Source organism: Bacillus sp. CH30_1T (assembly GCF_008364765.1).
Classification (GTDB): Bacteria; Bacillota; Bacilli; order Bacillales; family Bacillaceae_B; genus Rossellomorea.
Genome location: NZ_VTUY01000004.1, coordinates 391,351 through 407,253 on the forward strand (window position 1 = coordinate 391,351; position 15,903 = coordinate 407,253).

11 protein-coding genes are annotated in these 15,903 nt (G+C 39.6%); 8 read left to right on the plus strand and 3 right to left on the minus strand.

What is annotated here, in order from left to right:
• Positions 1–288 precede the first annotated feature (288 nt).
• From F0342_RS25815 to F0342_RS09580, 7 genes are all read left to right on the plus strand, one after another.
• Complete coding sequence (locus F0342_RS25815; RefSeq protein WP_482632549.1) at positions 289–369, plus strand: putative holin-like toxin; 81 nt, start codon at positions 289–291, stop codon at positions 367–369.
• Positions 370–606: 237 nt separating this feature from the next.
• On the plus strand, positions 607–3,771 hold the full coding sequence (locus tag F0342_RS09555; protein WP_149155722.1) for a DEAD/DEAH box helicase: 3,165 nt from the start codon (positions 607–609) through the stop codon (positions 3,769–3,771).
• A 492-nt stretch (positions 3,772–4,263) separates the two neighbouring features.
• The gene (gene mgtE / locus F0342_RS09560; protein ID WP_149155723.1) at positions 4,264–5,622 is read left to right on the plus strand and encodes a magnesium transporter; all 1,359 of its coding nucleotides are present in this window, start codon (positions 4,264–4,266) and stop codon (positions 5,620–5,622) included.
• 296 nt (positions 5,623–5,918) lie between these two features.
• Positions 5,919–6,539, plus strand: a complete 621-nt coding sequence (locus tag F0342_RS09565; protein ID WP_262481686.1) for a TetR/AcrR family transcriptional regulator — start codon at positions 5,919–5,921, stop codon at positions 6,537–6,539.
• Positions 6,540–6,566: 27 nt separating this feature from the next.
• Positions 6,567–7,451, plus strand: coding sequence for an ABC transporter ATP-binding protein (locus F0342_RS09570; protein WP_149155724.1), 885 nt, complete (start codon positions 6,567–6,569; stop codon positions 7,449–7,451).
• Positions 7,452–7,457: 6 nt separating this feature from the next.
• The gene (locus F0342_RS09575) at positions 7,458–8,249 is read left to right on the plus strand and encodes an ABC transporter permease subunit (RefSeq protein ID WP_149155725.1); all 792 of its coding nucleotides are present in this window, start codon (positions 7,458–7,460) and stop codon (positions 8,247–8,249) included.
• A gap of 15 nt (positions 8,250–8,264) precedes the next feature.
• Complete coding sequence (locus tag F0342_RS09580; RefSeq protein ID WP_149155726.1) at positions 8,265–9,059, plus strand: ABC transporter permease subunit; 795 nt, start codon at positions 8,265–8,267, stop codon at positions 9,057–9,059.
• 364 nt (positions 9,060–9,423) lie between these two features.
• Here the strand turns inward: F0342_RS09580 and F0342_RS09585 are convergent, their stop codons facing one another.
• The 3 genes from F0342_RS09585 to F0342_RS09595 form a co-directional block, all read right to left on the minus strand.
• Complete coding sequence (locus F0342_RS09585) at positions 9,424–9,918, minus strand: DinB family protein (RefSeq protein ID WP_149155727.1); 495 nt, start codon at positions 9,916–9,918, stop codon at positions 9,424–9,426.
• A gap of 126 nt (positions 9,919–10,044) precedes the next feature.
• Entirely contained in the window at positions 10,045–11,496 is a 1,452-nt protein-coding gene (locus F0342_RS09590) for an MDR family MFS transporter (protein WP_149155728.1), read from the minus strand.
• Between the two features lie 129 nt (positions 11,497–11,625).
• Positions 11,626–14,685, minus strand: coding sequence for an efflux RND transporter permease subunit (locus tag F0342_RS09595; protein WP_149155729.1), 3,060 nt, complete (start codon positions 14,683–14,685; stop codon positions 11,626–11,628).
• A gap of 212 nt (positions 14,686–14,897) precedes the next feature.
• Between F0342_RS09595 and F0342_RS09600 the strand changes: the two genes are divergently transcribed.
• Positions 14,898–15,779, plus strand: coding sequence for a TetR/AcrR family transcriptional regulator (locus F0342_RS09600; protein ID WP_149155730.1), 882 nt, complete (start codon positions 14,898–14,900; stop codon positions 15,777–15,779).
• Positions 15,780–15,903 lie beyond the last annotated feature (124 nt).

Below are 15,903 nucleotides of genomic sequence, written 5' to 3' on the forward strand. Positions count from 1 at the left end.
TGATATATTTAATATATCGCTGATAAAATTCTCCTACGCTAATCCAGCTCAACATCAAAAGAGTCGATTTCAACAAGATTACCACTCATCAAATGAAAAATTATCCAACACCTCTTACCTAACAAATAAACTCCCGGATTATCCGCAAAAAGATAATCCAGGAGTCCTTCCTTCTGTCCATACATCCAATTCACAACAAAAAAACGCATGAATTGAGTCTATCCTACATACATATCAACAGGGGACAAATATTTTACTCGAGCGATCCTCAAGAAGGGGGTGAGGGTGGTGGAGAACTACTTTATTTTCATGCTGATGTTTCAAGCAGGAAGTTTCATCATTTCGTTGTTGAATCATATTGAAAAGTAGAGGGCTCCTTAAGGACTTTCCGGACTATGACTGGCCTCATAGTTCGGTTTTTTTCTGTCGGATCGCTTCCCTTATAGTCTATGTAGATCATCTCGCGAATATACGTTTCTATTAATATAGTAATCGATGCCGTACAGTTTCTAAATTTCCTTATTGTTGTTATCATAGGATTATTGAAGAAATCCAATTAGGCAACTTTCGCTTACATACAAACATTTCCAGGAAGGGACCAGACACTTGAAGGGCATACATCAAAAACTAATAAAAGAACGATGCGGTACCGTTTCTTTCAAAAGGGGAGAGAGCTATTACCGTTCCAATAAAGTGAAAATGGACGAATTCAGTTCAAATTATTGTGAAGCGACCGTTATGGGGGAGGAGGATTTCCACGTAACCGTTACAGGGGGAATTAATGGAGAACTCCACGCAAAGTGCAGTTGTCCCAAACTAGCATCGTTTGAAAAAGATTGTCAACATATCGCTGCTGTCCTCATCGCCATTCATTATGAGCAGCGTAATGGAAACAACAAAGGAAAGGAAGTAACAGAAGAATTTTTCACATTGTTTCGGGATGAATCCATACGAACCACTGGTCACCAGAGGCATTTTGAAAACAGACTAGTACTGCCATGTGAAATATTGATTAGGCCTGTAAGCTTAAAGACAGGTGGAGTTATGATCGGGATCGAATTAACGATACACTCTATTAAGGTCCAACAGGTTAGAGGGTTTCTACAGAGCATCAAAGAAGGAGATCCCTTCCATCTTTCAGAATCATTCATTTTCAATCAACAAATTCATTGCTTTGAAATCGATAGCGATTCTGTAATGCAACAGCTTATAAAAGTGGCCCAGGAAGAGACAATTTACTCTACATCTGAAGTGGACAATAATGAACAATTGCTCATTCCACCCTCTTCATGGGAGCGGCTTTTACCATTACTAATAAAAGCGCCAAGGGTTAAAATAGAGCAAAGCCAGCACACCGTAAAGGGGATCAAGTTATTGAAGACCCCGCTTCCTTTGAAGTTCCGATTTGGTCAAAATGAGAATGGAAGCTATCGCTTACACATTACCGGGTTGAAAAATATGGTCGTCCTGTATGAATATCAAGCCGTTCTTCATGAAGGAACATTGACCCAACTGGAAACCAGGGATTGCAAGCGTCTTTCTGAATTAAAGCGACTTCTCACCAAATCAGGAACAGACTCGATTCCCATTCCTCAAACCCAGATAGGCTTCTTTCTAGAGAAAGTAGCGCTGGGTTTAAAGAAATTAGGGAAGGTCACAATCTCGGACGAAATTTCCAAAAGGTTGGGAATGGCGCCTCTTGTTGCAAAGTTGTATCTTGACCGAGTGAAGAATCGTTTGCTGGCAGGTCTTGAATTTCATTACGAAAATGTGGTCATTCACCCATTAGAAAATCGCGAACCACCCTCGGGATCCTTACTAATTAGAGAGGTGGAGAAAGAAGATACCATCCTTGAATTAATGGAAGAGTTCTCTTTTGGAAAAACAGAAGGCGGTTACTTTTTACACAATGAGGATTTAGAATATGAGTTTTTAACCTATGGTGTGACGAAGATTCAGAAGCTTGTCCAAATCTATGCAACTACAGCAGTGAGAAACCGTATCTTTAAAGGGAATAATAGTCCAAAAATCCGTGTCAAAGTGAAGAAAGAACGAATGAACTGGCTAGAATTCAAGTTTGAAATGGATGGGATTCCTGACCGACAGATCATGGAGATCCTTGAGGCATTAGAGGAAAAACGTAAATATTACCGGATGCGAAACGGATCACTTCTGTCACTGGAGTCCAATGAATTTCAAGATATTCAGCGATTTCTTCATACGTCACAAGCGGAGAAAAATGATTTAATCAAGGGACTCGAACTCCCATTGCATCAAAGTCTCCAATTCTTTGAATCAGTTGATGCGATCCCCACATTTAAATTAGGGGAATCGTATAAAGAGTTCCTACAACATATCATGAACCCCGGCAGTATGGAGATTTCCATACCACCAACCTTGAACACACTGTTGAGAGAGTATCAAAAAGACGGCTATCGATGGATGAAAACTCTGGCCTTTTATGGTCTGGGCGGGATCTTAGCGGACGATATGGGATTAGGGAAAACCATCCAAAGCATTTCTTTTATTGTTTCTGAGTTAGATGAGATTAGGACTCAGAAACTTCCGGCTCTGATTGTTTGTCCTTCGTCCCTCACCTATAACTGGCAAAGTGAATTTACGAAGTTTGCTCCTGAAATACAAGCAGTAATCCTGGATGGAAATAAATCAGAACGAATGAAGAAACAGAATGGATTAAAGGATATCGATGTAATCATCATTTCCTATCCGTTACTTCGAAGTGACATCAAGTGGTACGAGCAACAGAAATTTCACACGGTGTTTTATGATGAGGCCCAGGCGTTCAAAAATCCAATAACGCAAACAGCAAGAAGCGTAAAGAAAATCGAAGCTAATCACCGTTTCGCATTAACCGGCACCCCTGTTGAGAACTCACTCGAAGAGCTGTGGTCAATCTTTCACGTAGTATTTCCGGGGTTATTTCGTGGTCTAAAGGATTACAGTCGTCTTACTAAAAAAGATATCGCCAAAAGAATTCGTCCGTTTGTCCTGCGCAGGATGAAGGAAGATGTATTATCAGAACTTCCGGAAAAACGCGAGATCATAGAATCGGCGGAATTGCTGCCGCCTCAAAAGGAATTGTACGCTGCTTATTTATCCAAGCTTCGTCACGATACGCTTAAGCATCTGGATAAAAATACTTTGAGGAAAAACAGAATCAAAATTCTTGCTGGTTTAACCAGACTTCGACAAATATGCTGTCATCCAGGTTTATTTGTAGAGGGCTACCAGGGAACATCAGCAAAATCCATTCAGTTGATGGGAATTTTGGAAGAATCAAGGCTTTCTGGCAGAAGGGTGTTAATTTTTTCACAGTTTACCAAGATGCTTGAGTTGATTGGAAGGGAGCTTTCGGCAGAGGGAAAGTCCTTCTTTTACCTTAATGGCTTAACGCCTTCTGAAGAGAGGGTAGGCATGTGCAACAGGTTTAATGAAGGTGAACGTGACCTTTTTCTTATTTCATTGAAAGCGGGAGGTACGGGACTCAACCTAACAAGCGCTGATACCGTCATCCTCTATGATACATGGTGGAATCCCGCTGTTGAAGAGCAGGCAGCTGATCGAGCACACCGCATGGGGCAAAAAAATAAAGTACAAGTCATCAAGCTCATTTCACGCGGAACCATTGAAGAAAAAATGAATGAGCTACAAGAAAAAAAGAGACACCTCATTCAAGAGGTGATCGACCCCGAAGATAAAATCGTTTCTTCCATGACGGAAGATGAGCTTAGAGAAATATTATCGTTTTAGTCAATATAAAGGTGGAGCTTCTATGTAAATGAAGCTTCACCTTTTATTTATTCCAAATGGATTTCACAGAGAAGGCTCACCTCGAACGAATAAATAATATATAACTAAGCATGATAAATGGGAAAGATTAGAAAGTTTAAGGCGATAAAGGTATTGTTATTTTTTCAAAGTGCCAGTGATCAATTAAATGAAATGAAAGTAACAAATAATGATAAAAATTACTAACGGGTACAGCTCTTCTAGCAATCTCGGATTTTTATGGCTGAAGGGTTACATACTATGTACAAATAGGTCTGAAAGTTGTTCCGATATATGTACATATGCCATTTCAGGTATATATTCCATTATTATTATTTCTAATTTTGGTAGTGAGAAGATAAATTAAACAAGGGAGTCAGTCATTGCAATAGGTCAATGTAAGTTAATTCAAGTTAATAACATGAATAAGCCTTAATTTGAGCAGAAATAGACTCTTTAGCAAGGAGTAACCATATGACGATGGCTATGACAGAAAACGAAATCACGCTTGCGATTATACAAAGCCTTAAAGATGGTAAAAAAAATGTGTTTCTTGAAATAATAGAAGAATTGCAGCCTTATGACATAGCTCAGCAATACTTAAATGTGCCATCCAAACATCAAAATAAATTCCTATTATATTTACCTTTAGAGCAATTAACTGAATTCATTCAGGAAATTGATAAAGAAATTCAATTAGTAGTGCTACAAAAGCTGGGAATTGAAAAATCAACCAAGGTTTTAGACTTAATGGAAAACGATAATCTGGCTACTTTATTAACCGACCTTAAACCTGAGAAGATTGAAGAACTCTTGTCTGAAATGAATCAAGAGGAATCTCAAGTAGTTATGAATTTAATGAATTACCCTCCAGAGACGGCAGGTAGAATGATGAACAACCGCTATGTATGGATTCCGAAGCATTATACAGTCCGTGAGGCAGTTGATAAATTGAAGGATTTTGCCGAATTGGCTGAATATCTTAACTACCTGTATGTTATCGATGAGGAAAAGAAACTAATTGGCGTTGTTTCTTACAGGGATTTGTTACTAGGGGAACTACAGGATAAAATTGAAACAATTATGTACAGCAGAGTGGTAAAAGTAGATGTGTATACTGATCAGGAAGAAGTAGCTAAATTGATTAGTCGGTATGATTTCATTACGATGCCGGTCATTGAGGAAGATGGGAAATTGGTTGGTGTAATTACCGTTGACGATATTATCGATGTGGTCATTCAGGAAGCAAACGAAGACATCGAAAAGTTGTCAGCTTCCGGAAAATCGATTGACTTTCACACCAAACCATTAATTGCCGCTTATCGTCGATTACCATGGTTGATTTTGCTGTTATTCATTGGACTTGTTTCAGGAAGTATCATTAATATGTTTTCTGCTACACTCGAGCAAGTCGTGGCACTCGCTTTCTTTATGCCCATGATTGCTGGAATGACGGGTAATACCGGAACTCAATCACTTGCTGTAGTCGTAAGGGGCCTTGTTTCAAACGAATTAGACTTCGGGCAAGTGTTGAAGCTAATCATACGTGAGTTATCGGTTGGTATCATCATTGGAGTGACATGCGCCGTTATGATTGCTATCATTGCATTTGTTTGGCAAGGAAATATCATCCTAGGTCTAGTAGTTGGGAGCTCTTTACTCATCACTCTGATTATTGGGACGTTGGCAGGGACAATTATTCCGCTCATCCTATACAAGTTTAAGGTTGATCCTGCTGTTGCATCTGGTCCTTTAATTACTACAATCAACGATATCTTGTCTCTGATGATCTATTTTGGGATTGCTACCATGTTTATAACGAGATTAATGTGAGGTATTTGAGAATGAATTTTATGCTCGTTTTTTATAATGAGATGGAATTCATGAAGAAAAATAGTATGGTTTTGTAGTTTGGGAATAGATGAAAAAGCTCAGAAATTATGAGCTTTTTTCTATTTGACGTTACTCGTTAGGAATATCTTCTAATCGAAATAGTGAAAGAGAAACGTATGCAAAAAGGGGTAAACTATTATACAAAAATAACGTTGACCACGATGGTCAAAAAAGACTATAATAAAATTGACCGGTGTGGTCAAATACCTGTCCCCTTAAAGGAGGAAGAAAATATATTGTTTAAAACATTGAATATAGATCCTGAGAAAGAAGAAAGGATCATTAATGCAGCAACTCAAATTTTTGCAAAGAATGGTTACCGAAATGCCTCAACAAACGCGATCGTGAAGGAAGCAAAAATCTCAAAGGGCATTTTATTTCATTATTTTAATAGCAAAAAGGATTTATATGTTTCACTTTATGAACATCTATCCGACTTATTCACTGAGAAGATTTATGAACGTATTGACTGGAACGAGCGCGATATTTTCGTTACGATCCGTGCAGTAACGTTGATAAAGTTTGAGCTATTTGCCGTTTATCCTCATCTGATAAATTTTCTTACTAGTGCATTTCTCGAAGAAGCACCTGAAGTGAAGGATGATATCGAGCAGATTAAAGCCAAAATGGTGGAGAACAGCTTTGCAAAATTATTCACCGATATGGATACATCAAAATTCAAAGAAGGAGTCGATGTGAAAAAGTCGATTCAAATTATTTATTGGACCTTTGAAGGAATTGCCAATCAACAACAGCAAAAAGCTAAGACACTTTCCGTGGAAGAAATTAACCAAGAAGAAGTGCTGGCCGAAATTGATTCCTACATCGAATTATTAAAGGCATCATTTTATCAATAAGAAATAGGAAAAGGGAGGAAGAGATCCATGAATGTGATAGAAATTAATGAATTAACGAAAACGTACGGAAAGTCTAGAGGGGTTATCGACATCAGTTTTCAAGTGAAAGAAGGGGAGATCTTTGGCTTTATCGGGCCTAACGGGGCAGGGAAATCAACGACGATCAGAACCCTCCTTTCGCTGATCCATCCGACGAGCGGCAGTGCTAAGATATTCGGTAAGGATTGTATTGAGTCCGCTCCAGAGATTGCGAAGGAAGTAGGATATCTACCAGCTGAAGTGTTCTATTACGACAATATGAAGGTGATGGATCTTCTTAAGTATTCTGCAAGCTTCTACAAGAAAGAATGCACGAAGAGAATTAAAGAATTAGCCGAAGTGCTGAACTTAGATTTAACGAAGAAGATTGATGATCTCTCACTTGGAAACAAAAAGAAAGTGGGAATAATTCAAGGGTTGCTTCATGAACCGAAGCTCATTATCCTGGATGAACCAACATCAGGTTTGGATCCTTTAATGCAACAAAAATTCTTCGAACTCCTTCAAGCTGAAAATAAGAAGGGAGCTACCATTCTATTTTCTTCTCATATATTAAGTGAAGTTCAGCGACTATGTGATCGAGTAGCGATCATTAAAGAAGGAAAAATCGTTCAAGTCGAAAAAATCAGCACGTTAAAAGAAAACAATCATAAAAAATTCAAACTTGAAATGAAAAGTGATGTAGATCAATCATACTTCGATCTTGAAGGTGTGAGCAATCTTGAAGTGAATCAAAATCATGTCAGCTTCCTGTTCAGGGGTAATATCAACACGGTGTTGAAGAAGATTGCCGACATCCAAATTGCTAATCTTTGGATCGAGGAGCCGGATTTAGAAGAAATCTTCATGCACTATTACGAAAAGGAGGCTTGATTCTCTATGAATATCTTTTTATATGAATTAAAGGCTTATCGAAAGTCTACGTTTGTTTGGAGCGGTGCACTCGTTGTGTTAGTAATCCTGTTTATGTCGATGTTTCCTTCTATTTCTAAAGAGATTAATGAATTTAAGAAGCTCCTGGAAGGGTTTCCAGAGGGAGTAAGAAAAGCGTTAGGTATTCAGATGGACAGTATAGGCTCACTAAATGGTTATTATTCGTATATATTTTTGTACATCACACTATGCGGTGCGATTCAAGCCATGAATCTGGGAATCTCAATTAGCTCGAAGGAAATTCGTGAAAAGACAGCTGATTTTCTATTGACTAAACCAGTTACCCGTACGAAGATCCTTTCTTCTAAAATACTCGCAGCTTTAACATCGCTGATTTTTACAAATATCGTGTATGTAATTGCAGCAATCACTGTAGCGAATGTGGTAAAAGTGGAGAATTTCTCTCTATATGTATTCTTGCTGATTTCTCTAACCCTCTTATTCACTCAATTGATTATGTTTGCCGTTGGAGTCATTATTGCTGTTGTATTTCCAAAGGTGAAATCGGTAATCAGCTTATCACTTGGTGTCGTGTTTGGCTTTTTTCTAATAGGTATGGTTGCTGCTGCTGAAGTGGCTACTCGTTATTTATCTCCATTTAAGTACTTTGACTATAGCTATATTATGAATCAAGAGGGATATGAATGGTCATTCCTGATCTTAGGGATGTTCTTGATTGTCCTTTCACTGATCGGAAGCTTCGTTATTTACAACAAAAGAGATATTCATACGGTATAAGGGGAGGGGAACAAGATGAACGTATATATAAGAGAAATGAAGGCTCACCGCAAATCCCTCATCATTTGGTGTATAGGGATGATTGCCTTGATCGGTTCGGGAATGGGAAAGTTTGCAGGATTCTCTTCTTCAGGTCAATCCATGAATGAGCTAATGGCTCAAATGCCAAAATCACTCCAAGCATTTCTAGGGGTTGGTAGCCTCGATATGTCGACGGCCAGTGGATATTATGGAGTGCTCTTTCTGTATATAGTGTTGCTCTCAACGATTCATGCAGCAATGATTGGTGCAACAATCATCTCAAAGGAAGAAAGGGATAAAACCGTTGAGTTTTTGTTCGTAAAGCCCTTGCCCAGGAAGAGAATCATTGGGATTAAATTGTTGGCATCTCTCACGCAAGTTGGGATTCTGGCGATCATCACATGGTCAATTTCTTTACTTATAGTAGGAAAGTATAGTGATGGAGAATCCTTTATCAGCGATATCGGGGTGACCATGATAGGAATGTTAATTTTACAAGTGTTATTTTTAGTAATCGGAGCAGCGATTGCAGCTTGGACCAAAAAGCCTGGAAAAGCCGCTACGTTAGGAACAGTCGTTTTATTGGTCACCTTTATCCTTTCTTTTGCCATCGACCTGAGCGAAAAAATCGAAGGCTTGAAATATCTCACACCATTCAAGTACTTTGAAGCGAAGAATGTGATGGATAATGGATTGGAAATGATATTTGTTGGGATTTCAGCTGTTTTGATAGGGGTTCTGACGGTAGCTACCTTTGTTCTTTATGAAAAGCGGGATTTGAATGTATAGAAGAAAGTAATCTAGTGATAAATAATATAGTTACAAGGATAAAGAGGCTGGGACAAAAGTTTTTTATCCTAAGTCAAACCCGAACAAACCTGCTTCTTAGTGTGCAGATTTGTTCGGGTTTATTATTTATTTTCGAATCATTTGATTTTAGCTGTTTCCAGCGGTTGATTGGAGTACAAGACGAAGACTCCTGCGGGAAAGTAGCTTATGTGAGACCCCGCAGGCTTGCCGAGGAGGCTCACGGGCTACCCGCGGAAAGCGTAGTCTTGCACGGAAATCATTAGCGGTATGAAGAACCTACACTTCTATTGTTCGTCTTTTTATCGTGGTTTTTTAGTTTTGTCCCAGTTTCTAAATTGATAGTTTATAATTTTGCTTTTAGTTCTTCAATCTGCTCTAAATGTCTCTTCTCATGATACCCAATAAACGGTATCCATTCATCTAATCGGATAAGTCCGAATATAGGGTGAGGATACGCTTTTTTCAGTAATTCTTCTTTGCTTGTTGTATGAAGAAAGGTGAGAAGATCTTTACGGGAAGCATTCAGTTTCTCCTTCATTTCTTGAAGTGTAAGACTTTCTTCAGCAGGAACGACAAATGGAGGTGCATCTACTTTCGTCGTTCGGTCTACCGTATAGTGGATCGGCTTCGATGGCACTTCCTGTTCTTCACCTTTAGCTAACGTTGTTTGAATTGCTTTCGTCAACGATCTCTCCATTAGATACAGATGGTCCAGCACTTGTATGATTGTCCATCGGTCTTCTTCAATTCTTTTGTTTAAATCATCATTGGTTAAATCGCTCAAACTATTCAATAGGTCAGAACGGATGTCCTCAATTAGTTTGATCTCATTGTCCATATAAGTTCCTCCTCTTGGGTGGTTTCAAGCTCCATTTTACTCTTGAGGAAGATGGACGTACAGTAATAACACTTTTGAAAAAAAGCTCAGGTTCCTGAGCTTTTTAAGTAATTTGTATGCGTAAATCTAACTTTCACTTTCTGCCTTTTCTACTTCTCCGTCAAAATCAGGAGCAACAGCTTTCCGGATGAATAATGAAATAAGGAAAGCGACAGCAGCCAAGGCAAGAGCGAACCAATAAGCATGATGTACACCGTAGGTCATGGCTTTGTTTAAGAGTCCATCTGTTAACTCACCCGATTGCCCTTCAATAAATCCAGCCTGACTTTGTGTCATGATGCTGACAAAGATTGAAACACCTAGAGCTCCTACGACTGGCTGCAGGGTGTTTGCAATGGCGGTTCCATGTGGATATAAATGCTTTGGCAGTTCATTTAAACCATTCGTTTGTGCAGGCATCATGATTGCTGAAATGGATAGCATCAGAACCATATAGACAAGAACGAATAACCAAATCGGTGTAGATGGATTAATCGTGCTAAAGAAAATCATTACTCCGACTAATGTTAAGGTTCCTGGAATGATCAGTTTTCTTGGACCGTATTTATCAAATAACGATCCCATCGTTGGAGACATCAGACCATTTAAGAGTGCCCCAGGAAGTAATAATAATCCTGCTGCTTTTGCAGAATATCCGAGAGGTCCTTGTAAGTACATCGGCATGACGATTTCGGATGCAAACATAGCCATGATGACAATGACGAAGATCGATACTCCTCTCGCATAGCTTTTATATCGGAAAACACGAACATCGAGAAGTGGTTCATCAAGCTTTAACTGACGTAAGACGAATAGTATCAAGCTTATAACCGCAATTGAAATAATCACGATAATTTTCACAGACGTAAACCCGGCAGATTCTTCTCCCGCCGAACTAAATCCGTAAACAATTCCTCCAATACCAATTGAAGAAAGGATAATGGACAAGATATCCACACTCGGACGAGTGATTTCGCCGACATTTTGTAAATATTTTAGAGCGAATAGAATTGAGAACACGGCGAAGGGAATGACCGTAATGAATAACCATCTCCACCCTAACAAGTCGACAATCACACCAGAAAGAGTCGGGCCAATCGCTGGTGCAAACATAATGACCAGTCCGAACGTACCCATGATTTTACCACGGACTTCCGGCCGATAAATTAATAATAAGGCATTCATGATGACCGGAATGAGTAAACCGGTCCCCACCGCCTGAATCATCCGACCAGCAAGTAACATAGGGAAATTTATGGCACATGCAGCAATCACCGTGCCGAGAAGAAACACACTCATCACACCGATAAACATTTGACGTGTCGTGAACCATTGGATAAGCAGGGCGGAGATAGGCATCAGCACACCCATGACGAGCATGAATCCTGTTGCTAACCACTGAACCGTGGGGGCATCGACGTTAAATACAGCCATTAATTCGGTTAGGGCGATATTTAACAACGTTTCATTTAATATGGCAAAAAAAGCACCGATCATAAAAGTAATAAGGATCGCTTTTGTATTGATTTTTGATGACATGTTTTTCCTCCATTAAAGATTAAAATAAAATACTTATCTATAATGCTTGATTTTGAATGATTTCTCAAGGAATTGTTCCTTAAATCACGAAAAAGAGTGGTGTCACATGAACACCACTCTAGACTATTCTTATGCTTCACGCTTTTTTCTTCTAAAGCGGTGGAAGACAAGATACATCATCGGAACTATGATCAACGTTAATACAGCAGAGAACATGATACCTGAAATAATGGTAACAGCAAGTGGTGTAAAAAGGGCATCTCCGCTGACTGCAACAGGAATAAGTGCCACAATTGATGTGAGAGCTGTCAGTAGAATTGGACGAATGCGGGTACGTCCTGATTCAACAACTGCTTCTTTCACGCCCATACCATCCTTCAATCTTTGTTCAACAAACTCAATTAACACGACAGAGTTCCTCACAACAATACCGGTTAATGACACCATCCCCATGACAGCCAGGAAGCTGATCGGAGTTTGAGTAACGAATAACCCGAGAATTGCACCTGCAATCGCAAGATAAACCGCGACAAGAACTAAGAATGGAAGTGATAATGAATTAAATTGAAGAGCAATGACTAAATACACAAGGAAAATGACAATTGTAAATAGTATTGTGATCTCCGCGAAGAAGTCATTCTGAGCTTCATTTTCCCCGCCTAATGTAATGGAATAATTGTTGTCGTCAAGGTTTTCTCGTACATCCTTCACTATATCCTGGACATTTTCTTTATAGTTTTCCTCACTCTCAGGATAAGCACGAATCGTGATTGCACGCTTTCCGTCTTTATGGGGGATGAGTTGAAATTCTTCTTTCTTTTCAGGAGTCACCAGCTCATCAAGGGAAATCAGCTTAGGTGGTCCAGCAGGATTAACTGTTTCAGCGGGAACATCTAGAGAAGACAGATTCACTTCATCTTCATTTCCTTCTAAACCCAGTGTCATATCACGTTTCGTGACACCATTATCAAAGGCTTTCAACGGAATGCCTTCTGTAGCCAATCGCAGCTGTTGGCTGATCTGATTGATTGTAATACCATTTTCCTCGAGAAGCTCGCGGTTTGGAACATATTCAATCGTGGGCTCCATTTCCCCGACATTATCAACGACTAAATCAGTATCCAGTTTTTCAATTTCAGTTGAAATCGTATCACGAAGTTCAATTAATCGATCCATCTCAGGTCCAGAAACCGTTACTGTGACAGGAGCCCCTGCCGGCGGACCTTGCTGGATCGTTTCCATGAAGATCAACGCATCGGGATATTCTTCTCTCAGTTTGTCAGTCCATTCGTCAATCAGACCTTGAGCCGTTTGGTTTTCACGATCGACTCTCGCGACCAATTGACCTGTATTTTGACCGGAATTTGAAAGAGAGCTGTTGAATAAGTTTGGTAGGCCTGAACCAGTAAAAGCAGAGGTTTCATAGACACCCTCATCCGTTTTTAACAGTTGTTCCATGTCTTCTAAAGTGCTCGCTGTTTCTTCAATCGCCGTACCGATTGGTAACGTTACATCAATCGTTACTTCTTCACGGTCAGCTGACGGGAAGAATTCAAATGGTGTAAGAGCAATCAGACCAAAGATGGCGGTTGTGAAGACAAGGCCGATAGCAGTTATCAAGAAAGGTCGCTTTGAAAACTTCTTAAGAACAGTATCAGCATAAAAGTCAGCCAGCATATTCAATGGTTTTCCTAGTAAACCGGGTGCATCTGGTACTTTTCTCGTTGTTCTACTATAAAGCAGGTATCTCATGATTGGAACAAAGATCAGTGCAACGAGTGTTGATGCGATGATCGTCGTTATTAGAACAGTCGGCAATGCTCTTATGAACGCTCCGTTTCCGCCTGATAAAAATATAAGAGGAAGGAACGTGAATACAATGGCAAGAGAAGAGGTCACAATCGAAACCCAGATCTCTTTGACACCATTTACGGCCCCCATAAGCGCACGATCACCAAGCTTGTAGCGACGTTGAATATTGTCATTCACAACAATCGAGTCATCCACAAGAATACCGAGAGCGATAATGGCACCGATGACGGAGATCTGATTAAGATCCACGCCGGAAAATGGCAGTGGAATCAACCCCATCAGGACGGAAATCGGAACGGCTAATGCAACCACGAACGCTCCAGAAACGGTAAGTCCTAATGCCGTTGTCAAAATAACCGCTACAACGGAAATCGCAAGGGACATAAATAATCCATCAAAGATGTCTGTTACAATCGAAGCCTGAGAGTAATAAGGTTCAAGTTTCACATCAGAAGGGAGAGATTTTGCCAGTTCATCCACTTTGTTGCTTACTTTCTCATCCACAGAAGGGATATCTTCCCCTGACTGAACAAATGCTGTAAAGGAGAGGGATGGCTTGCCTTCAAATGTAACAATATCTTTAACCTCTTTAGGAGCAATTTCAACGTTTGCTATATCTTGTAAAAAGACCGATTCTCCTTGAGGGTTCTTGCCAACAAAAAGCTCATTCATCTCATCAAGAGTTGAGTAATGTTCAACCGTTAATTGAACGACTTCGTTATCAACTTCTTGCTTTCCTAGAGGAGTGGGATAGTATTCATCATTAATCGCATTCATAACAGCGGAAGGATTGAGTCCGGACGCTGTTAATTTATCCTGTTCTAATTCGATGACAATTTCTTCTTCGGGTAATCCTTTTACCGTTACACTGGAGACCCCCGAGATTTCCTCGACTTCGTCCTGCCAACGGTTCATTTCTTCACGAAGAGTGAGAAGGGATTCCTTGTTATCACTTGTAAGATGGTAGGAAACGATCGGCATTTTCACCGTGGATTCATTAATTTCCGGATCGAATACCTCGTCAGGAAAAGAGGTGGAAGCATCTGAAACCGCTTGTCGCACATCTCCAAACACTTCTTTTTTGTTTTCTCCATCTTCAACCTCTACAATAATAGTAGAGAAACCGGCTGAAGTGGAGGAGCTGATTTCTTTAATTCCATCAATGGACTGCAGAGAAGATTCGATGGGATTGGTTACCGTCCTCTCAACAGAGTCAACGGTTGCACCAGGATAAACGGTGCTGACCGTTCCAATGTTCACGCTTGTTTCAGGTATTTCTCGCTGTGGCAATTGTAAAAAAGTAAAAATACCGATAATTACAAACAACAAGACAAAAATCAGTGTGATTTTGGAACGGTTTAAAATAGCTTTCAACATGTATGTTATCCTCCTTTGATAACATTTTGACTCATGGGTCAAAAGTATTTTTATAACTTGAATATTTATTGATACAACAGTCATTAATCGGTTGACTCACTAGTCATTTTACATGTATTTTTTCTGTAGTCAAGAAATGATGCTCTTCTATTTTTGGGAGAGTATGGTTAAAATGATAGAGTGAATTTTCTCTGGATTTAGAGGTGTAGAAATTGGATAAACGTAAATCAATACTCGAATCAGCCGTAGAGCTCTTTGCAGAACACGGATATAATCAAACGTCCATGCAGCAAATCGCCGAAAGTGTCGGCATTTCAAAGGGCTCCCTATACTCATTTTTTCAATCAAAAGAAGATTTAATCATATCGATTTATGAACATTATCAGCAGCTTGTCTTCGAACGTGCTTTTGTAGTCGGACTAGATGGGAATTTACCACCTCTGGAAAGATTCGCAAAGCAGTTTCAAGTTCAATTTGAAGGGATACTTGAATATAAGTCCTATATGAAAATGCACATGAGGGGAGAGTCTGCAAAGAATAGTGAGAAATTGGCTGCAATGGAGCACCGTATGAGGGGACGGCTGTTCAGCTGGCTCGAGCATAATCTATTAGAAGTATTTGGGGGGGAAATCAGCCCCTACAAATGGGACCTCATGTGGATGACCCAATCCATTTATTCATCGTATATGATGTTTTTGATTTCTACTGAGGATGCCTTGGATCCTTCTATTCTCGGGAAACATGTAGTGCGACAGATTTCTCTTCTTGCTGGAGACTTTCTTGTAGGTAAGAGCAAGCCATTGTTAAATGATGGGATGATGAAATCATTTTCCGTAAGCATGGATCGGGAAGGAGCCTTCATTTCATTTGAAAAGAGGGAGAATGCCTGGAAGGGTTTGTATGAAAAAATAAACGGGTTGAGTGAAGAACATGTCAAGTATTACTTGAATATCGCGAATCGGATTTCAGAGGAATGCCGCCAAGCGGAGCCGGACGAGTTAATAATCAAAGGGTTATTTAGATTGTTGATAGATGAAGAGAATTTGAAAATAGAAGCTGAAGAGTTAGAGACATTGCTCCTTCCTGAAAAATAGGGAAGGGGTTTTTTATGTTTATAAGCAGGAAAAGATAGACTTAGAAAATTTAATATCATCAAAATTTTTTTTGAAATTGGACCATAGATTTCATATCGCTTTTTTTCCTATTTCACCTCATTTT

What these genes read in the sequence shown, in the direction of transcription:
- mgtE (WP_149155723.1), top strand. Translation starts at nt 4,264, where the DNA reads ATGACGATGGCTATGACAGAAAACGAAATCACGCTTGCGATTATACAA.
- F0342_RS09570 (WP_149155724.1), top strand. Translation starts at nt 6,567, where the DNA reads ATGAATGTGATAGAAATTAATGAATTAACGAAAACGTACGGAAAGTCT.
- F0342_RS09575 (WP_149155725.1), top strand. Translation starts at nt 7,458, where the DNA reads ATGAATATCTTTTTATATGAATTAAAGGCTTATCGAAAGTCTACGTTT.
- F0342_RS09580 (WP_149155726.1), top strand. Translation starts at nt 8,265, where the DNA reads ATGAACGTATATATAAGAGAAATGAAGGCTCACCGCAAATCCCTCATC.
- F0342_RS09585 (WP_149155727.1), bottom strand. Translation starts at nt 9,918, where the DNA reads ATGGACAATGAGATCAAACTAATTGAGGACATCCGTTCTGACCTATTG.
- F0342_RS09590 (WP_149155728.1), bottom strand. Translation starts at nt 11,496, where the DNA reads ATGTCATCAAAAATCAATACAAAAGCGATCCTTATTACTTTTATGATC.
- F0342_RS09595 (WP_149155729.1), bottom strand. Translation starts at nt 14,685, where the DNA reads ATGTTGAAAGCTATTTTAAACCGTTCCAAAATCACACTGATTTTTGTC.